The 20,805-nt window shown below is 60.2% G+C and carries 10 protein-coding genes, 1 tRNA gene and 2 pseudogenes; 3 read left to right on the top strand and 10 right to left on the bottom strand.

Going from position 1 to position 20,805, the window contains the following annotated elements:
* The 4 genes and pseudogenes from PH551_RS14380 to PH551_RS14360 form a co-directional block, all read right to left on the bottom strand.
* Positions 1-145: pseudogene (locus tag PH551_RS14380) on the bottom strand (calcium-binding protein); the annotation flags it as partial.
* Between the two features lie 4 nt (positions 146-149).
* Entirely contained in the window at positions 150-4,136 is a 3,987-nt protein-coding gene (locus PH551_RS32910; RefSeq protein WP_350223853.1) for a M10 family metallopeptidase C-terminal domain-containing protein, read from the bottom strand.
* A gap of 766 nt (positions 4,137-4,902) precedes the next feature.
* A tRNA-His gene (locus PH551_RS14365) sits at positions 4,903-4,979 on the bottom strand.
* A gap of 130 nt (positions 4,980-5,109) precedes the next feature.
* Positions 5,110-5,559 carry a phasin gene (locus PH551_RS14360; RefSeq protein ID WP_285193483.1) on the bottom strand — a complete coding sequence of 150 codons (450 nt, stop codon included), beginning with the start codon at positions 5,557-5,559 and terminating at the stop codon, positions 5,110-5,112.
* 213 nt (positions 5,560-5,772) lie between these two features.
* Here PH551_RS14360 and PH551_RS14355 point away from each other — a divergent pair, with 213 nt between their 5' ends.
* Entirely contained in the window at positions 5,773-9,549 is a 3,777-nt protein-coding gene (locus PH551_RS14355) for an ATP-binding protein (protein ID WP_285193482.1), read from the top strand.
* A gap of 258 nt (positions 9,550-9,807) precedes the next feature.
* Here PH551_RS14355 and PH551_RS14350 read toward each other — a convergent pair whose 3' ends face one another.
* A complete protein-coding gene (locus tag PH551_RS14350) occupies positions 9,808-11,760 on the bottom strand; it encodes an acetoacetate--CoA ligase (RefSeq protein ID WP_285193481.1) in 1,953 nt (650 codons plus the stop codon).
* A 246-nt stretch (positions 11,761-12,006) separates the two neighbouring features.
* On the opposite strand from PH551_RS14350, the gene PH551_RS14345 reads away from it, so the two are divergent.
* A complete protein-coding gene (locus PH551_RS14345) occupies positions 12,007-13,899 on the top strand; it encodes an AsmA family protein (RefSeq protein ID WP_285193480.1) in 1,893 nt (630 codons plus the stop codon).
* A 235-nt stretch (positions 13,900-14,134) separates the two neighbouring features.
* Here PH551_RS14345 and PH551_RS14340 read toward each other — a convergent pair whose 3' ends face one another.
* The 5 genes and pseudogenes from PH551_RS14340 to PH551_RS14320 all read right to left on the bottom strand — a co-directional run bounded on the left by PH551_RS14340 (position 14,135) and on the right by PH551_RS14320 (position 19,722).
* Positions 14,135-15,862 carry an acetyl/propionyl/methylcrotonyl-CoA carboxylase subunit alpha gene (locus PH551_RS14340; RefSeq protein WP_285193479.1) on the bottom strand — a complete coding sequence of 576 codons (1,728 nt, stop codon included), beginning with the start codon at positions 15,860-15,862 and terminating at the stop codon, positions 14,135-14,137.
* Complete coding sequence (locus tag PH551_RS14335; protein ID WP_285193478.1) at positions 15,859-17,475, bottom strand: 5-oxoprolinase subunit B/C family protein; 1,617 nt, start codon at positions 17,473-17,475, stop codon at positions 15,859-15,861. Before PH551_RS14335 ends, PH551_RS14340 begins: the two co-directional genes overlap by 4 nt.
* 7 nt (positions 17,476-17,482) lie before the next feature.
* A pseudogene (locus PH551_RS14330) lies at positions 17,483-17,578 on the bottom strand (DUF1445 domain-containing protein); the annotation flags it as partial.
* A 45-nt stretch (positions 17,579-17,623) separates the two neighbouring features.
* On the bottom strand, positions 17,624-18,391 hold the full coding sequence (locus PH551_RS14325) for a LamB/YcsF family protein (protein WP_221157670.1): 768 nt from the start codon (positions 18,389-18,391) through the stop codon (positions 17,624-17,626).
* A gap of 74 nt (positions 18,392-18,465) precedes the next feature.
* On the bottom strand, positions 18,466-19,722 hold the full coding sequence (locus tag PH551_RS14320) for an NRAMP family divalent metal transporter (protein ID WP_285193477.1): 1,257 nt from the start codon (positions 19,720-19,722) through the stop codon (positions 18,466-18,468).
* A 370-nt stretch (positions 19,723-20,092) separates the two neighbouring features.
* On the opposite strand from PH551_RS14320, the gene PH551_RS14315 reads away from it, so the two are divergent.
* Positions 20,093-20,755 (top strand): GntR family transcriptional regulator, encoded by a 663-nt coding sequence (locus PH551_RS14315; protein WP_285193493.1) that lies wholly within the window; start codon positions 20,093-20,095, stop codon positions 20,753-20,755.
* Positions 20,756-20,805: the final 50 nt, after the last annotated feature.

The raw sequence follows: 20,805 nt of genomic DNA, 5'->3' as shown, positions 1-20,805 counted from the left end.
CAAGCGTATAGATCGCCAGGTTGGTTCGAACCGTATCGGTCCCGGCATCGGCAGCTTCGGTGACGATGTCGCCGGCATTGTCGACGATATAGGTGTCGTGGCCCGCACCACCGATTAAGGTGTCCGCATCGGCCCCGCCGTTCAGCGTGTCATTGCCGGCGCCACCGGTGATCGTGTTGGCGAGCGCATTGCCGGCGCCGCTGAAGTTGGCGGATCCGGTATAGGTCAGGTTCTCGACATTGTTGCCGAGCGTATAGCCGGCAAGCGCCGTCTGGACCGAAGGCTGCCGCTCCGATATAGGTGAGGTTCTCGACATTGGCCGCCAATGTGTGGGCACTCAGGTTCGTCCGAACCGTGTCGATCCCCTCATTGGCGTTCTCGGTGACGAGGTCGCCGGCATGGTCGACGATATAGGTGTCGTCGCCAACACCACCGATCAAACGATCGGCCCCGCCCCCGCCATTCAGCGTGTCATTGCCGACACCGCCGGAAAGCGTATCGGCGGCAGCGCCACCGGTGATCACGTTGTCGAGATCATTGCCTGTTCCGGCAAAGGCTACCGTGCCGATGCCGATATTGGTGAGGTTCTCGACGTCGCTGCCAAGCGTATAGCTTGCCAATGTCGTGCGAACCGTATCGGTTCCCTCGTCGGTGTTCTCGATGACACTGTCGGCGGCATTGTCGACGAAATAGGTGTCGTCACCCGTGCCGCCGATCAAGATATCAGCACCTGCCCCGCCATTCAGAACATCATTGCCGGCGCCGCCGGTGATCGTGTTGGCGAGGGCATTGCCGGTGCCGATGAAGTTGGCGGATCCCGTGTAGGTCAGGTTCTCGACATTGACCAATGCGGCGATCGAATAGGCTGCAAGTCCCGTGCGGATTTCGTCGGTGCCAGCGCCGACCGCCTCCTTGATCACGTCGCTGGCACTGTCGACGACATAGATGTCGTTGCCGGCACCACCGTCCAGCGTGTCGTTGCCGGCGCCGCCGTCCAGCGTGTCATTGCCGGCGCCGCCGGTGATCGTGTTGGCGAGCGCATTGCCGGTGCCGGTGAAGCTGCCGGACCCCGTAAAGAGCAGGTTCTCGACATTGTTGCCGAGCGTATAGCTTGAAAGCACCGTCTTGATCAGATCGGTGCCTGCATTCAGCCCTTCGGTGACCACGTCGCCACCGTCATCGACAATATAGGTGTCGTTGCCGGCACCGCCGATCAAGCTGTCCGCACCGGCCTTCCCATCCAGGGTATCGGCACCTGCCCCGCCCAGAATGGTATTGTCGAGATCATTGCCTGTTCCGGCAAAGGCTACCGTGCCGATGCCGATATAGGTGAGGTTCTCGACATCGCTGCCAAGCCTATAGCTCGCCAATGTCGTGCGAACCGTGTCGGTTCCCTCGTCGGCAGCTTCGGTGACGAGGTCGCCGGCATTGTCGACGATATAAGTGTCGTCACCCGCACCGCCGATCAAGCTGTCCGCACCGCCCCCGCCATTCAGCGTGTCATTGCCGGCGTCGCCGGTGATCATGTTGGAGAGCGCATTGCCGGTGCCGGTGAAGTTGGCGGATCCGGTATAGGTCAGGTTCTCGACATTGACCAATGCGGCGATCGAATAAGCTGCAAGCGCCGTGCGGATTTCGTCGGTGCCGGCGCCGACAGCCTCCTTGATCACGTCGCCCGCGTTGTCGACCACGTAGATGTCGTTGCCGGCACCGCCGTCAAGCGTGTCATTGCCGGCGCCGCCGTCAAGCGTGTCGTTGCCGGCACCGCCGGAGATCGTGTTCGCGAGACCATTTCCAGTCCCGACGAAATCAACAGTGCCGATGAAGATCAGGTTTTCGACATTATTGGTCAAAGCATAGGAAGAAAACGTCGTCTTGACCAGATCGGCTCCTTCATTCGGCCTTTCAGTAACGAGATCGCCAACGTTATCGACAAGATAGGTGTCGTTGCCCGTTCCGCCAATCAGTATGTCTGCTCCGGCTTTCCCGTCCAGGGTGTCGGCACCTGCCGCGCCCTTGATCGTGTTGGCAAGGTCATTGCCCGTCCCGGTAAAGGCTGCGGTGCCGCTAAAGGTGAGATTGTCGACATTGGCGGCCAGAGTGTAGCTTGCCAGCGCCGTTTGCACCGCATCGATGCCCTCATCGGCGTTTTCGGTAACGACGTCGGACGCGTTGTCCACGATGTAAGTGTCGTTGCCCGTCCCGCCGATCAGCGTGTCGGCGCCGGCGCCGCCGTTCAGCGTGTCATCACCGCCACCGCCCGACAAAATATCGATGGCCGCACTGCCGGTGATGGTGTTGTTGAGGTTGTTGCCAGTGCCGGTAATTGCACCCGAGCCGATTTTGGTCAGGTTCTCAACGTTGGCGCTCAGTGTGTAGCTCGCCGCATACGTCTGAACTGTGTCTATGCCCTCGTCGGCGTTTTCAATGATAGTGTCGCCGGCATCGTAAACGACATAAATATCGTTGCCGGTCCCACCGGCAAGCGAGTCATTTCCCCATGTACCATTCAGAGTATCGTTGCCTGCCCCACCGGAGAGCGTATCGTCGCCTAACCCACCAGTTATTACATTGTCGAGACTATTACCGACACCGGTAAAATTGGCGTTACCTACGAAGGATAGGTTCTCGACATTGGCGATGTCCGCGAGCGAATAAGCCGCAAGATCGGTCCGGATCTTGTCAGTGCCGCCGTCGGCCGCCTCCACCACGACATCGCCGAGACTATCGACCTCATAGGTATCGTCGCCCGCACCACCGATCAGCGTGTCGTCGCCGGCCTCCCCGTCAAGCCAATCAGATCCCGTCCCGCCGGTGATCACATTGGCCGCCGCATTGCCGTGACCCACGAACGTGGTGGTGCCGGTGTAGGTCAGGTTTTCGACGTTGGCGCTGAGTGTATAAGAAAGCGTCGTCCGGACCGTATCCGTCCCCTCATTGGCATTCTCAATCACGGTGTCGCTGGCATTGTCGACGATGTAGACATCGTCGCCCACTCCGCCCGACAGCTTGTCGATTCCGGTCCCGCCGTCGAGCGTATCATTACCGGAATCGCCGGTCAGGGTGTCATTTCCGGCATTGCCCCAGAGAGTATTGTCCGCCTCGTTGCCGGTGATCGTATCATTGCCGGAGCCGGCCTTAACGTTCTCGATCAAGGACGCAACATTGTCGTGATAAAGAAGGGCGTTGAAAATGTTGCCGCGGGCATAACCATTATTCGGACCTCCTCCCAGGTCGGCCAACTGATCCTGGGAAAAGACCGAGTATCCCCCTGCTCGCAAGTCGATCTTGAGGGCGGTCGCATAAGCGCTCAGATCATAGGTATCGATACCGCCGCCGTCCCAGATTGTCGCGAAGATGCGGTTGGCAGCGGGCGTGATGGCCGCAACGCCATTGACATAGGTGATGCCCTGGTTCGGACTCCATTTGTAGACGGTATCGCCACTGTTCGTAGTGTAGTCCGCACCATACATTTCCTGCAGGGCGGCGATGTCGAGCATCATGAAGGTTTGCGGCGCGCCATCATGCTCATACTTGTACCCACTCAAACTGTCCCCGACATACGTGTGGTAGGTCATGATCGTATATTCGAGGGAGTCGTAGGCGTTCGGAACGACTGTCGGATTGGTAATCTCCGACTCATGAGCATGTTTCAGTCCGAGAGCGTGACCCAGCTCGTGCGCCAAGGTATGGCCTGCATAATTGCCGAACCTCGGAAAGCGAAGATCATCTTCGGTGCCAGCATATTCCGTCCCGAACCAGACGTCGCCTGCCGGCTCGCCGGCATCCGGAGTATAGGCCCATGCCGTCGGAGGCAGCCACGATTGAGCGAACCGCACGGTTGCGGTATCCGCGCTTCCGGCCTCAAAGTTGGCGTTTGTGAACCCTTCTACGGAGAAGCCGTCGTTTGCCGCGCTCCCATAGGACTGCTCCATGAAGAACAAGGCGAGAGACTTCTGCTGCGATGAAATTGGAGAGAAAGAATAGTCTTTCTCTCCGCTATAGTCATACGATGACGAGGTCGTGGGAAACGCATAGGTTATCGTTCCGTTCCAGGCAGTGCCGCTGAAGAGCCCGTCAACTTTCTGATCCCCAGTCGAAATGACGCTCTTCGTCGAAGTAATGAGGTCCGTCATAAAATCCCCGTCTTCCTATTTCATTTCGGCCGCGCCTAACGCCGATTTCCCTCTGCTCCATTTGAAGAGGAAATTCAACTAAAAGCTTTATTTCTGTTCGAGAAGGTTTTTGATCTTGGCGACTAGCGCTTATGAAGCGCTTCCTCCGCAACCTCTAACAAAGGCTGGAAGACATATTCGAGCATCCTGTGCTCTGCCCGTCCGAACCTTCGCAATTGCTCGCATGACGGCACTTAAATTGAAGTTACGGTCATCTGCTAAATTTAGTAAGTCTGGAGGCTCGTCGGGTAAAAGAGGTCCGAAGTGTTTCGGCCGCCCGAACGTTGTCTCCGTCCCTCTTGCCGCGGGTCGGCTTCGCGATTCGCATCTTCGGCGATTTGGCTTGCGCGAACTGATCGTTCCGGATCGAGTGGCGGACTGGCGCAATGCGAACCTCGTTGCTGCTGCGTGCCGCACATGTAGCTTACGCAGTGGTATGGCACCATACGGGTGGGTTGTGCTTCTCGAATATTCCAGTTGATGTAGTAAATGAGCAGCAGATTTGGCGTCGGAATCGGAGGTCCTCTTTAGGGCACCGTTCAATATCCTTCGGGAGTTGCTGGCTGATCAGGAGGCGAGCCTCGTCTGCCATTCCACGCGTGAAAGCCTGGGCTTTGGCATGAAGCGACAACATTGGACCGGGATCTTTGCACATATCGTTGAACGTCTGTACCGCCGATTTTCGGTCGAAACGACATTCTGTAAAGCATTTGCTGAAGTGGGTAGATGGTACGGTTGAGTGGGGTCGAACCACTGACCTCAGGTGCCACAAACCTGCGCTCTAACCAACTGAGCTACAACCGCATAAATCACGTTTGGCGCGACGGGGGTCACATACGAGGACTTGACGATGAATTCAAGTCCCATTCCTCATCAATATACAAAAAGGCTGGACGCGAGGTCCAGCCTTTTATTTGCGATAGACCGGAGCCGATCAAGCGACCTTGAACGATGCCATGGCCTTTTCGGCGGCTTCCTTGGAGGGCTTTGCGAGCTTTTCGGCAACCTGCTTGGTGGTTTCCTGCATCGACTTCGCCTGATCGACGGCAAGCTCGGCCTGCTTGCGCAGGAACGAGGTCTGCAGCTCGACGAATTCGGCGACGGACTTGACGCCGAGCAGTGCTTCCATGTGCGAGAGCGAGGTTTCGGCGTTGACGCGCAGGACGTCGATCGCCTTCAGGCCGATCTCGACGGTGCCGGCCTGTGCCGTCTGGACGGTCGCCTCGAGCGTCTTGCCGGCTTCTTCGCCAGCGCTCTTCAGCTTGGCGTAGGCGTCTTTCGACTGCTGTGCGCCCTTTTCAGCGAATTCGCGGAAGGATTCAGCCAGCTTGGAGGGGTCGAAAGAAGCGATTGAAAAAACGTCATCGGTCTTTATGGTAGCCATGGGTCGCATTCCTTTGGGCTAAGGCAGTCGCTGCCTGTGATCATCGAATGACGTCTATATAAAACATCTAATTGTGCATTGCAACATAAATTGTGCAACGCACAAGTCGTTAACCCTTTCGCCCGAAAGCACCCCGCTGTTCTGGACCGGCATGCGACCTGCAGTTATTAATAAGCCGTTAATTTTGAAGGCCGACAGCGACAAGGTTCGATCATGCCCGCAGTCCAGTATCCGTTCATCGATATCGCCGTGCATGCGCGGGTGCGGGAGCGCTTTTCGCGCGGCGAAGCGATGGTGCTGTTTTCATCAGATCTTGCCCGCCTGCTCTGGGCAAACGGCGCAGGTGCGGAGCTTTTCGGCCATTCGGCGATCTACGATCTGCTCGACCAGGGCGTCGATCGCACCGACATCACCTTTCGGCAGCTGGAAACGGCGGCGCGTCAGCTCGCCGATATCGGCGACAACAGAAGCCTGATGATCCGCGTTGCCAAGGGCTTTCAGCGCGTGCAGGTGCAGGCGGCAGCCGAACTGATCCGGCTTTCATCAGGCGAGAAGGCCATTCTGTTTTCCGTGCCGGTATCGGCAAGGCCGCTGACGGCTAGCGCTGCAGCGGCCCAGATGCTGCAGGGTCTCGATGATCCCGACACGCATATGGCCGTCATCGGCGCCAATGGCGAAGTCATCGCAGCCTCGCCGGGCTTTGCCTCGCTCGCCATATCAGGCGAGACCGCAAAGGCCTTGATCAACCTTGCCGGCGCGCATCCCGATCGCCTGGTGAAGCGCCCGGTCGCCACCGGCAGGGGCTATCTTCCGGCTGCGGTCGGCAGGCTCAGCGACGAGCCGGCGCTCAATCTGCTCTTTGCCGTGGAAACCGCGATCGGGCATCTCGATCCGGTCGACGTGCCCGTGTTCGACGCAGTCGATGGACCGCCGCAGGCGGCTGACGCGCCGGCGGGGGAAGAAGGCACGTCGTCATCCGAACTTCCTTCGCAAGCGGCGACTCCGGCGACCGGGATCGGCGAGATCGTCGATGCGGTCTCGGGGATCGAAGAGGTCGAGGAGACGCTGGAGGAGATCACCGACGACCGGGAACAGCCGGCAGAGGCGGCCCTCACATCCGCAGAGGCGGCGGTTGCCGACGAGAATCCAGCCGCAGACGAAGCCCCGGAGAACGAAGACGGCGCGACCGAGGGCCGCATGGATGAAGTCGACGAGCCCGCTGCGACCGCCGACGAGGCGGCGGAAGCGGCCTTGACGGCTGAAACGCCTGCCGAAGCCGGCCAAATGGCCATCGATGAGGCGCTGGAAGCCGCCCGCGAAGAGCCGGCCATCGCAACAACCGCAGCGTCCGACTCTGCCCCTGCCCCGTCGCTTGCGCCCGAGCCCGGTTTCGTCTTCAGGCCGAACAGCCGTGCTACCCGCTTCGTCTGGAAGATCGATGCGGAAGGCCGGTTCAACGAGGTCAGCCACGAATTTGCCGAGGCCGTCGGCCCGCATGCATCCGCCATCATCGGCTCCGCCTTCAGCGATATCGCCGCTCTCTTCAATCTCGATTCCGAGGGCAAGATTTCCGAGGCGCTTGCGCGCCGCGACACATGGTCGGGCAAGACGATCCTTTGGCCGGTCGAAGGCACCAGCCTCGTCGTCCCGGTCGATCTCGCCGCTCTGCCGACCTATACCCGCAACCGCGACTTCGACGGTTTTCGCGGCTTCGGCGTCGTCCGGCTTTCCGATGCGCAGGAGGATCCGCTGGCGCTCGGCCTGACGCTCGGCCCGGACGGCATCGGCCATGATGCGGCAAGCCTCGGCTTGGCGGCCGACCCCTCTGTCACCGAGTCGGCACACGACATTCAAGCCGGGCCCGAAGCGGCCCCGTCGGAAACGATCGCAGCGGACGCGATCGAGGACCACCCGCAGACCGAAGAGACGCCGTTCGAAGCGACCGGAGAAGAGGCCGGCTTCGAGCGACCCGCCCGGGAGAGCGCCGCCGAAGAGATGCAGGAGGGCGGCGGTGAAGCGCCAGCGGCCGAAGCCGCAGACGAACCCCCGGCGCTTCGCATCGTGGAAACGCCCAATCGCCGTTCGACCGACAAGGTCGTGCAGCTTCACAGCACAGGCGCCGCATTGACGGCCGCCGAACAGGCAAACTTCCGCGAAATCGCCAAGCGCCTGGAAGCCTTCGGCGCCCGCAGGCAAGAGCCTGACGCCCCGCCGACGGGCACTACCGCTACGGAATCAGCATCCTTCAAAGAAAGTGCGGAAGCCATCACCGGCGAAACGCCCGCCGCCGATACGGCCGACGCCGCTTCGGTCGAGCAGACGGCGCCGCAGGAGGCAATCTTCGAGAACGCGGTCGACCCGCTGCGCGAAGACGCCGCTGAAGAACCCGACGCCATCGCCGAGGACGAGGCGACGGAAGGGCTTGAGGAGACGGTCAGCCAGATCGAGGTTCTCACAAGTTTCATCCCCCCGCGCGTGAAGATGATTGACGGGCTTTCGGCCGGTACGGTCGACCAATTGCCGGTCGCAGTGCTTATCCATGTCGGCGATCAACTGATCCATGCCAATCCCGAATTCATGCGGCTGACGGGTTATCATTCGCTCGACGCGCTGCGTGAGGTCGGCGGTATCGAAGCGCTGCTGCAGCGCCGCGAACTTGAGGAAAAGGCAACCGGTTCCGGCACCATGATGCTCGTCAAGGCCGACGACACGCTGACGCCGGTGACTGCCCGGCTGCAATCGGTGCGGTGGGAAGATGCCAATGCTCTGATGCTGGCGTTGATGCCGGTGGAAGGCAAGGAAGATGGCCGCGGCGACAGCAACCGGCCCGAAGCGCGTCCGGAGCGGATGGTCGAGAAGGTCGCCAAGCTTCAGGTCGAGGTCGAGGAATTGCGCTCGATCCTCGAAACGGCGACCGACGGCGTCGTCGTCATCGGCACCGAGGGTGATATCCGTTCGATGAACCGGTCGGCAAGCGCGCTCTTCAATTACGACGAGCAGGAGACGCGCGGCAAACCCTTCGTCATGCTGTTTGCCCATGAGAGCCAGAAAGCCGTCCTCGACTATCTGAACGGCCTTTCCGGTCACGGCGTGGCAAGCGTGCTGAACGACGGGCGCGAGGTGATCGGCCGCGAGGCCGGCGGCGGCTTCGTGCCGCTGTTCATGACGATGGGCCGGCTGACCTCCTCGAACGGCTATTGCGCCGTCATCCGCGATATCACCCAGTGGAAACGCACCGAGGATGAGCTGCGCAACGCCAAGGGCGCGGCCGAAACCGCCAACGCCCACAAGACCGATTTCCTCGCGCGCGTCAGTCATGAAATCCGCACGCCGCTCAACGCCATCATCGGCTTTTCCGACATGATGGCCGGCGAGCGCTTCGGTCCGATCGGCCATCCCCGTTATATCGAGTATGCCAACGATATCGGCCGCTCCGGCCGGCACGTCCTCGATATCGTCAATGATCTCCTCGACATTTCAAAGATCGAGGCGGGCGAGATGGATCTTGACTTCGCCGCCGTTGGCCTCAACGAGGCCGTTTCGGAGGCCGTCGCCCTCGTCCAGCCGCAGGCAAACGGCCAGCGCGTCATCATCCGCACGGCGCTGTCGCATTCGGTGCCCGAAGTCGTAGCGGATCTGCGCTCGATCAAGCAGATCGCGCTCAACATCCTGTCGAACGCCATCCGCTTTACCCCGTCTGGCGGGCAGATCGTCGTTTCCACCTCCTACGAGGCGAATGGCAGCGTGGTGTTGAGGGTCCGCGATACCGGAATCGGTATGACGCGCGCCGAACTCGACCATGCGATGAAGCCGTTCCGCCAGGTCTCCTCGACCCAGTCACGCCATCGCGGCGACGGCACAGGGCTCGGCCTGCCGCTGACCAAGGCGATGGTGGATGCCAACCGGGCCACATTCTCGATCAATTCGGCGCCGAACGAAGGCACGCTCGTCGAGATCACCTTCCCGTCGCAACGCGTGCTGGCTGGCTGATCTCTATCGACGGGGCGGAGCCGCGGGAACGCTGCACGGGCAAGCAAAAAAGAGGCAGCCCGGAGGCTGCCTTCAAATAGGTGCTGTTCAACAAGAGCTCAGTCGATCAACGTCATGTTTCGTAAGCCCGGAGGCTTCAGGCCGCCTCGTTCATGTGCGGCCCCCAAGTTGTTTCACCTTTGACAAAGGTTTCTTAACGAAAGGTTTCCATGACAGGTCATTGCTGAATGGTGAAAGCTTGTGGTTTACCGTTCCTTATCAGTCCCTCAGTTCGCTCAAATCGGCGAAGAGGCGCAATGCTTCGGGGTTGGCGAGCGCCTCCTGGTTTTTCACGGGCCTGCCGTGAACGACCTCGCGCACCGCAAGCTCGACGATCTTGCCTGACTTGGTGCGGGGTATATCGGCTACCGCGATGACCTTTGCGGGCACGTGCCGCGGCGAGGCGCCTGTGCGAATGCGCGTCTTGATCGCCTTGATGAGATCCTCGGTCAGCGTCACACCAGGGGCAAGGCGGACGAAGAGGATGACACGCACGTCGTCATCCCACTCCTGGCCGATGCACAGTGCCTCGGCCACCTCGTCCATCTGTTCCACCTGGTTGTAGATTTCGGCCGTGCCGATGCGCACACCGCCGGGATTGAGCGTCGCATCCGAGCGGCCGTGGATGACGAGGCCCCCATGCTCCGTCCATTCGGCAAAATCGCCATGGCACCAGACATTGTCGAACCGGTCGAAATAGGCGGCGCGATATTTGGCGCCATCAGGGTCGTTCCAGAACATGACAGGCATGGAGGGGAAGGCCTTGGTGCAGACGAGTTCGCCCTTCTCGCCGCGCACCGGCTTGCCGTCATCATCCCAGACGTCGACCGCAAGACCGAGGCCCGGCCCCTGGATCTCGCCGCGCCAGACCGGCTGCAGCGGATTGCCGAGCACGAAACAGGAAACGATGTCGGTGCCGCCCGAGATCGAGGCGAGCTGTACATCTTCCTTGATGCCCTCATAGACGAAGGTGAAGCCCTCGGGCGACAGCGGCGAGCCGGTGGAGGTCATCAGCCGGAGGCTGGAGAGATCGTGGCTTTTGCGCGGCGTCAACCCGCCCTTGCGCACCGCATCGATATACTTTGCCGAGGTGCCGAAAATCGCGAATTTTTCCGCCTCGGCATAGTCGAACAACACATTGCCGTCAGGTGCAAAGGGCGAGCCGTCGAACAGGCAGAGCGTGGCACCGCTGGCGAGCCCGCTGACCAGCCAGTTCCACATCATCCAGCCGCAGGTGGTGAAGTAAAAGAGCTTCTCGCCTGCCTCCAGGCCGCAATGCAGCCGGTGCTCCTTGAGATGCTGCAGCAGCGTGCCGCCGGCCGAATGCACGATGCATTTGGGCACCCCGGTCGTGCCTGAGGAAAAGAGGATGTAGAGCGGATGACCGAAAGCAAGCGCCGTGAAGGCGATCTCCTTGGCCTCATAGGGAGCAATGAAGGCGTCCAGCGTCGAAGCCCCGGGCGTCCTGCCCGCCACCGCCTCGGCATCGCCGGCATAGTGGACGACAATCGTCGGGACACCGAGGCTCTTCGCCACCGCGGCAACCTTGGGACCGACATCCTGCAGTTTGCCGGAATACCAATAGGCATCGCAGGCGATGAAAAGCCTGGGGCCAATCTGGCCGAAGCGGTCGAGCACGCCCTGCTCGCCGAAATCGGGAGAGCAGGACGACCATATGGCGCCGATCGACGCGGCGGCGAGCATGGCGGCGACGGTTTCCGGCATGTTCGGCATCATGGCGGCGATGCGGTCGCCCTTGCCGATGCCAAGTGCCGTGAGGGCCTGCTGCAGCTTCGAGACCAAGGCGCGCAGCCGGTCCCACGACCAGCGGTCTTCGGCCTTGTCCTCGCCGCGGAAGATGATGGCGTCGGCATCGCCGCGGCCAGCCAGCAGGTTTTCGGCGAAGTTCAGCGTCGCATCGGGAAAGAAGCGGGCCTCCAGCATGCTGTCGCCGTCGACGAGCACCTTAGCGCCGCGCTCTCCCTTCACGCCGCAGAAATCCCAGACGGTCGACCAGAACTTCTCCCGCTCGGCCACCGACCATGCATGCAGATCCTCGAAGCCGGAAAGCGCAAGCCCGAACTCGGAATTACAGCGCTCGATGAAGGCATGGATCGGGCTTGTTGCAACGGTCTCGGCCGAGGGCACCCAAAGTGGCTTGTTATCCTGCATTCACTCCTCCTCCCCAATCCCGTCCTTATATCATGCTGCATTGCATTATAAAGTGCGCGACCGTCCGATCCCAAGCCTAAACGCGTCGCATAAACCGGATTCATGCGACGCGGTTCGGCTCTTCGTTTTATGATGTCGTTATCCCGGAACCGCTGCACGCCTCCGGGTGACATGCATTGGATTGCGTAGCCCTGATATTTCATATATCCGGCGAAATCAGCGCATAACCGGTAAGCGGCAGAGATCATGAGTACGTCCAGACATCGCAGGTGGCGCAGGAAGATCGGGCCCGTTTCGCGCTGGTTTCCGGCCTTTGCCCGCGTGTCGACGTTGATTCTGCTGATTGCGCTTGCGCTGTTCGTGGCGCTTAGGGTCGCAGCACCCTATCTCATCACCACGGGTTTCGTGCGCTCCGGCATCGAGGATGCGCTGTCGAAATGGACGGGCTACCATGCCGAGATCAAGGGTAATCCGGTTCTCGAATTCTGGCCGACGCCGCGCATCACGCTCAACCAGGTCACCATCCGCCAGCCGCGCGAAAGCGGCGACAAGCTGCTCGGCAGTATTGAAAGCCTGTCGGCGGATTTCAGCCTGATCGATGCGCTGAGAGGCCGGACGAGTTTCCACGAATTCCATCTGCTGCGGCCCAATCTGGCGCTGACGCGTGACGAGAATGGCCTGATCGACTGGAGTCACTCCGGCCTGCTTGCGCGCGCGATCAGCGGCGTGCGCTACGAAACCGGGGCTGAGGTGCTCGATCCCGCTCTCGATGCCGAGATCGGTGCGGTCACCGTCGAGGACGGCACGCTTGCCGTCACCGACCTCAAGAGCGCCAAGACTTACAATTTCGACAGCGTCACGGCCGACATCGGCTGGCCACGGCTCTCGGGCGCGATCTCGGCTGTCGTGATCGCCCGTATCAACGGCGTGGACCTGAAGGTGGATTTCGCCTCGCGCCAGCCGCTGCTTGCCTTTGCCGGCAAGAGCGCCGAGACGCGGACATCGCTGACGTCAAACCTGCTGACGGCCCATTTTCAAGGGATCGCCAGCATCGCCAGCCTTTCGGCGCTGTCCGGCAATATCGCCGTCAGCATTCCCGATGTGCCGGCGTTTCTGACATGGTCAGGCAGATCGCTCCCCGGCGTCGGCACTCTGAAGAGCGCCTCGCTGGAATCCGACATCATGTCGTCGGGCAGCGGGCTGCGTTTCAACGATCTCAGCCTGTCGCTGAACGAGGCGAGCGCCACCGGCGTGATGGACCTTTCGACCACGGCCGGCAGCCGGCCGAAGATCGGAGGCACGCTCGCCTTCGACCAGATGAACCTGAAGCCGTTCCTTGATGCTTTCGCCCTGAGATTGGCGGCCGGTGAGGCGGAGGACATTTCCGCCGGCATCAGCGAACCGCTGCAGTTGCTCGACGTCGACGTCAGGCTTTCGGCGCGGCGCGCCGAGATGGGCGGCTTCGAGCTTTCCGATGTCGGCGCCAGCATGATCGTCACCGGCGGCGAGGCGAAATTCGATATCGGCGACAGCGGCTTCGAAGGCGGCGAAATGACGGCGCATCTGGAGGCGACGCGGCGTGACTTCGACGGCGGCGGCAAGCTGCAGCTATCGATCCGCGACGCCGACTTCGCCGGCCTTGCCGAGCGTCTGCAGCTCAAAGGGCCGCTGCCGCTTGCAACGGGATCGCTCGATCTCGACCTGCAGTCGTCGAAGGCGATCTGGACGGCCGGTCTTGCCGACGTCACCGGTAGACTGCATTTCTGGACGAGGGAGGGCACGATTCCCGGAATCGACGTAGGAGCGCTCAGGACACAGGCGGCCCAAAAGCCGTTCTTTCCGCTGAGTGCCGCAGCGGGCGGCGCTTTCGCCTTCAACCAGTTGGACCTTCAAGCCGATTTCGCCAACGGCTCCGCCGAAATCCATGACGCCCACATCGTCGGGCCGACGCAGACGCTGGCGCTTTCCGGCGTGGTCACCTATCAGTCCAACGGTCTGGCGCTTTCCGGTTCGCTGGAGACAACCGATCCGGCCAAGGCAGCAGAGCTGCCGCTTCTGCCGTTCTTCGTCGGCGGCTCATGGCCGAACCCGCTGATCTCGCCGGTTCCACTTCTGAACACCGCGCCCCACGCGCAATAGCCATCGGGACGCCCGATCTGCCGTCGTTTCACAACAAGTTCCATTGAGCAGAGCGAATCGCTATTTGGCGGCAACCCAACGCTGCGGCCCCTCTTAAAGGGCGAGCGTACCAGCCTCTCGCCGAGAAAAGGCCTGGCGGTCATCGGCCAGAGCATTCCGAGCAAGACCAGCCTGCGCCGGGGACGATCGGTTAATTGCCAATCATATGGCGGCGGCAAATCGACCGTCCGTCATACTATTCAAGCGCCATGAGCGACACGCCAGCCTGCAGATAGTCGCCTTCCTTTACAAGAAGGTGGACCTTGCCCGCCTTCGGGGCAGCGATCTGTGTTTCCATCTTCATGGCCTCCATCACCGCCAGGAGATCACCTTCGGCAACAGTAGCGCCATCCTCTACCTTGAAGGATTGCAGCGTTCCGGAAACTGGTGCCACAACGCCTTCTTCCTTTTTTTGACCGTTCGCATCGGCTGCGGCGGTGTCGATCTGACCGGCCGTGCTAAGACCGGATAACAATATGTTTGGCAGTCCAACTTTTACGCGCTTGCCGTCAATCTCCAGCCATGTGTGGGTCATGGATGGATCGTTTGCCGGTTCAGGACGTTCCATCGCGTCTGGCATGGCGGCAAAGTCAGTCTCGATCCATCGCGTATGCACCTTGAAACCATCGCTGCCGATGAAGTCTTTGGTTTCGATGGCCGCACGGTGGAACGGCAGGACGGTTGCCACGCCCTCGATGCGGAATTCTTTCAGGGCGCGGCGAGCACGGCGCAGCACTTCGTCTCGGTCTGAGCCGCTTACGATGAGCTTCGCCATTAGCGAATCGAACACGCCCGGAATGCTTGAACCGCCAACGACACCGCTGTCCAGACGGATTCCGGGGCCGGAAGGCGCATCGAAAACCGAGATGGAGCCGGGCGTCGGCAGGAAACCCCGGCCGGGGTCTTCGGCGTTGATGCGAAACTCCATGGAATGGCCACGCGGTTGCGGCGTATCGAGGACACGCAGCTTATGGCCCTCTGCGATGCGAAATTGCTCGATGACCAGATCGATGCCAGTCGTTTCCTCGGTTACGGGATGTTCCACCTGAAGCCGAGTATTGACTTCGAGGAAGGAAATCGTCCCGTCAACGCCGAGCAGGAATTCAACGGTACCGGCACCTGAATAGCCTGCAGCCGCGATGATTGATTTCGCCGCCTCGTGAATCTTGTGCCGCTGCTCCTTGGACAAGAAAGGTGCCGGCGCTTCTTCGATCAGTTTCTGGTTCCGGCGCTGTAGGGAGCAGTCTCGCGTTCCAAGAACGAGGACATTGCCGTGCTTGTCCGCAACGACCTGCGCTTCGATATGGCGGGGTCGATCGAGGAAACGTTCGAGGAAACATTCGCCGCGACCAAAGGCGGCGGTTGCTTCACGAACGGCGGATTCGTAAAGATCGGAGATTTCCTCCATTTTCCACGCGACCTTCAGGCCGCGACCGCCGCCGCCGTGAGCCGCCTTGATGGCAACAGGAAGGCCATATTCCTCGGCAAAGGCGATGACTTCTGCTGCGGAGGAGACTGGACCATCGCTTCCCGCGACCAACGGTGCACCTACGCTGGTGGCAATGCGTCGCGCCTCCACCTTGTCGCCGAGCGCTTCAATGACCTGGGGGTCCGGGCCGATCCAAGTCAAACCGGCATCCATTACCGCTTGCGCAAATTCGGCGCGCTCGGAGAGAAAACCATAACCGGGGTGTACGGCGTCTGCGCCGGCACGTTTTGCGATGGCGATCAGCTTGGAAATGTCAAGATAGGTTTCCGCAGGGCGGATACCTTCAAGTGCATAAGCCTCATCCGCCAGGCGCACAAATAGTGCGTCTTGATCAGGGTCGGCATAAACGGCGACGGACTGGATACCGTAGTCGCAGCAGGCGCGGATGATGCGCACCGCGATCTCGCCCCGATTGGCAATCAGTACTTTCTTCATCGCTGTTCTCCTCGGAATTCTGGGTTCTCGCCCGCCGATATTTCGGCGAACGGGCCAATTGGCCGGAACCTGATTTTTGCGTTCACCGGAATCTGACCCGCAAGATCAAGGTGATAATTGGCGACTGCGCCGATGACCGGATAACCGCCGGTCAACGGGTGATCGTTAAGGAACAGGACCGGCTGGCCGCTGTGAGGTATCTGGATGGCGCCTGTCGCAGTACCTTCGCTTGCCAGTTCGGCGCTATCCTTCCGTTCGACCGGAATGTCGCCAGCCAGCCGGATGCCGACGCGGTTCGACTGTGGCGTCACCTGCCATAGCTGGCCTGTCAGGGTCTCGAGTCCCCTTTGCGTGAACCAGTCCGTGCGAGGACCCAGAACCACATCGAGTGTTACCACATCGCCAGGCCGCGGTGGGTCGAACGCCGGTACCTCGTCGATTGAAACGCTCGAAAGGCCTGAGTTCACGAGATTTAAAAAGAGGGTTGAGCCAGCAGTGACCGGCTGCGGGCCGACAATTGCCAACGTATCGGTTGCAACGCTGCCAAGGACGGGTTCGACCCTGAAACCGCCGCGCACAGCAAGATAGCTGCGCATGCCCTTCAGCGGTTGGCCAAAGGTCACCACATCGCCGGGCTCCACGGATACCGGGGCATAAGCTTCGGCAGTGAATGTGCGTCCGGCTGCGGTTTTGATCGTGATCGAGCCGAGCGCTCCGGCAGCACCAATAACGGTCCGGCTTGAGCTTTTGAAGGAAAACCCGCCGAGCGTCAGTTCAAGACAGGGTGTGTTGGCGGGATTGCCGACAATGCGGTTAGCGGAATTGAAAGCACTGCGATCAAGCGCTCCGGCTGCCGAGATGCCCTGGCCGGTTTGGCCGAAGCGTCCGAGATCCTGAAACAGTGCCGGCATCGGTGCCGCAAGAACCTCGAAGCGTGGTGCGGTCCTGTCTGTTTCCGTCTCATCTTTACGCGGCGTCGTGGAGGCAACAGAAACGGTGTTGCCTGCCATATTGAGGAAGCGGACGCGATAACCGGGCTGGAGAAGCGCGCCTGGATCGCGATCGATATCCCACATCTTCAAGGGCGTTGTGCCGATGATCTGCCAGCCACCGGGGCTGTTTTGCGGGTAGACGCCGCTGAAAGCGCCGGCAAGCCCGACGGAGCCAGCGGGTATACGGGTGCGGGGGCTTTGGCGGCGTGGTACGTGAAGCGCGGGGTCGCCACCGACGAGATAGCCGAAACCGGGCGCAAAACCACAAAAGGCGACAATGAACTCGCTTTCGGTGTGCCGACGGATGACCTCTTCAACACTCAGGCCGGTCCATTCAGCGACGTCGCCGAGATCTTCACCGTCGTAACGAACGGGAATTTCGACGAGATTTTCCGAGACGGCGATTTTGGCCGAGAGATCGCGGGTCGCAAGCCTGCTTGCCAGTGTCTCGCCGCTAATTCTCTCTGGGCGAAAACGGATCATCAGCGTCCGGGCCGCCGGAACTGTTTCTTCGATACCTTCGATCGGATCGGCTTGAAGGGAGGCGAACAAAGCAAGCGTCTGGTCAAGATCGGCCAGTTCGACAAGCAGGGTGGTGAGGCTGACCGGAAGAAAACGCATTCTGTTCTCACACGTGATCGGCAGAATCGGAAATGTCGGTTACGAACATGTGGCTCGGTGCACAGGTTATGGCGAAGCGAACGCCGGAGGCCATGATGGCTGCCACGGCTTGCCTAAGGCAAGAGGGGGAATGATCATGCGCTGTTCCTCAAATGGCGGGCGTGAACGAACGGATTTCGACGCCTTCCAGTTCGAAACGGCGGCGGACTTCCTGTGCTATGGCAACGGCGTCGGGGCTGTCGCCATGAACACAGATGGATTGCGCTTCAATCTTGATGCTGCTGCCGTCGATGGCCTCAAGCGTACCTTCACGGGCAAGCTGCAACATGCGCTCGGCGATATGGGTGGCGTCGTGCAGCACCGCACCGGCTTGGCGGCGGGAGACCAATTGTCCCTGCGGAGTATAGGCTCGGTCGGCAAAGGCTTCTGCGACAACAACGAGCCCCTCCTTGCGGGCGAGATCAAGAATGGGTGCTCCGGCAAGGCCCACTAGGATTAAGGAAGGATCGACGGCCTTTATGGCGTCGATGACGGCCCGTCCCTGTTTTGAGTCGTTCGCGATACGATTGTAGAGTGCGCCGTGTGGCTTCACGTAACGAACGGTCGTGCGAGCGGCTGCGGCAACGCCCTTCAGCGCGCCGATCTGATATATGACGTCGGCAATCAGTTCTTCAGAGGTGGCATCGAGATCGCGGCGGCCGAAGCCGACGCGATCCGGGTAGGAGACATGCGCGCCGACCGCGACGCCCTTCTCAGCAGCACCCTTGACTGTGCGGTAGATCCCGGCCGGATCACCGGCATGAAAACCGCAGGCAATGTTGGCGCTGGAAACAACGGCGAGCATTGCGGCATCATCCCCCATGCTCCAAGCGCCGTAACCTTCGCCAAGATCGCTGTTGAGATCGATAACGGCCATCATGATATTCCTCCTGAAGCAGTGGACTTGCGTGGCCACACCAATATGGCCGGCTAAAGTTTGGGTGGATGATTTTAATAGCCGAGCAGCGCGAAGATAGGGCCAACGGACTTGTAGGCCATGTACCAGGTCAGGCAGCAGGCGAGTGCACCAAGGCCCAGGAGCCACCGAGGATATTGGTATCCATGCATCAGGTCTGCGCGCTTCCAGGCTGCGAACAACAGGATCGAAAGACCGATGGGCAACACGAGACCGTTCAGACCGCCGACGAACACAAGCATAGCGGCCGGCGGGGTGGTGACAAGCATATAGGCGATCAGCGAGATGCAGATAAAACCAACTGTCGACAAGTTACGTTGCCGCTCGCTCATATCCGGCTTGAAGGCCGTGAGGAACGAGACCGACGTGTACGCTGCGCCGATAATGCTGGTTAGCGCCGAAGCTAGGAAGACTGCGCCGAACAGGCGGAAGCCGATGTCGCCGGCCGCGGCATGGAAGGCCTGGCCTGCCGGATTTGCTGCTTTGCCGGACAGGTCGATGACCGCTCCAGAGGCAACGACGCCGAGAACGGCCAGGAACAGGATATAGCGCAACACTCCGGTGATAGCGATGCCGCTCAGCGCCGCGCGATTGACCGCGCCGATGTTTTCGACTCCGACCGTTCCTTTGTCGAGCAGGCGATGCGCACCGGCATACGTAATGTAGCCGCCGATCGTGCCGCCCACGATCGTGGTGATGGTGGCAAAGTCAATTGTGGATGGCAGGACCGTCTGGTGGAAAGCATCAGCGACCGGTGGACCGGAAACGACTGCAGCGTAAAGAATAAGTGCAAGTTTGACGAAGGCGGCGACGAAGACCACGCGATCCATCGCCACACCCGCACGACGCGAAACGAAGATGCCGATGGCAACAAGGGCGCCGATCGCTCCGCCGATCTTCGGATCGAGACCGATCATGGCATTGAGGCCAAGCCCTGCCCCTCCGATATTGCCAATATTGAAGAACAGGCCACCGATAATCACCAGAACGGCCAGCAGATAACCCGAACCCGGGATTGCCGCGTTGGCAACTGCCGGCGCCCGCATGCGGGTCACCGTTACAATACGCCAGACATTTGCCTGGACGACGAAGTCGATCAAGATGGAAACGATGATCGCGAAGGCAAAGGCTGCCCCGAGCTTAACGGTGAAATTGGCCGTCTGTGTGATGAAGCCCGGTCCTACGGCTGCCATCGACATCAGGAACATTGCGGAAAGTAAGGCGTAGCGCTGCGCTTTGGCGCTTTGCACAGCCGCAACCTGGCGGCCGTGCGCGAGCTCGGTCTGCTGCATGGAAGTTTCTCCGTTTATCGTCACCCGCCCCTCGCGGATGCTTTTAGCACTCCCATCATGATCTGCTCTGCGACGTTGTCAAGATTGTTCAACGATCATTACTCATCGTTCCGCCAAAAACATGCAAAAATGGAGCGTATCTCTCATATTGTTGATCGATACACAATGTCTTAATCAGAGACACCTTCAGCGCGATGGGAGCAGGCGAAGACGTAGCTAACTGATTGTTCAACGATCAAATTGCATCGTTTACTGAAACCGTACTGATTTCCCCATTAAATGGATTTTCCGTTCTCACATTGGCGCTTCCAGTTGCCCATTTTAGTGGTATGCAATGGCCGAGTATCCCCATGCGGCAGAAGAGGTTTCGGTGACCGAAAAAGCTGAGAATCAGCCCTTGGCAGACCGATTGGCGAAGCGCATCCGCGCTTTGTTGATCTCCGGTGAATTGTTACCTGGGCAGCGGGTGTCGGAAGCAGGCTTCAGTGATCGGTTTGAAGTGTCGCGTAACTCACTCCGCGAGGCCTTTCGGCTGCTTACCAAGGACGGATTGCTCCGCCACGAGACCAATCGGGGTGTATTTGTAGCAACACCGAATGTGGCTTCTATCATGGACATCTACCGAGTTCGCCGGATGTTGGAATGCGGCGCGCTTCGGCAAGCCTGGCGACTTCATCCTGCGGTCAAAGCGATGCGCGAGGCTGTGGAGGAGGCGAAGACCAAGCGTGAAGAGCAGGACTGGCATGCAGTAGGAAGTGCCAACATGAAATTTCACAGCGCGATCGTGGGCCTAGCAGACAGCGCACGGCTTAGCGATTTCTACGAACGCGTTGCAGCAGAGTTGCGCCTTGGGTTCGGGCTTCTGGATAATCTGGAGCAACTTCACGCACCGTTCATTGATATGAACAACACTATCGTTACCCTGACAGAAAAAGGTGAGAACAGTCAGGCGTGCCACGAGATGGAGACCTACCTCAATCTGTCCGAGCGAGCACTCTTAAAGGCGTTCGAGCGGGCATCCTATCTCGGCTGAGATTTCACAACGATGCGCTCTCGGCGACATCGGTGAACGAAGTCAAACGT

The organism is Rhizobium atlanticum, assembly GCF_030182485.1.
GTDB lineage: Bacteria > Pseudomonadota > Alphaproteobacteria > Rhizobiales > Rhizobiaceae > Rhizobium.
The sequence above is the reverse complement of the archived record's forward strand: the minus strand, read 5'-3'. Positions and strand labels throughout refer to the sequence as shown.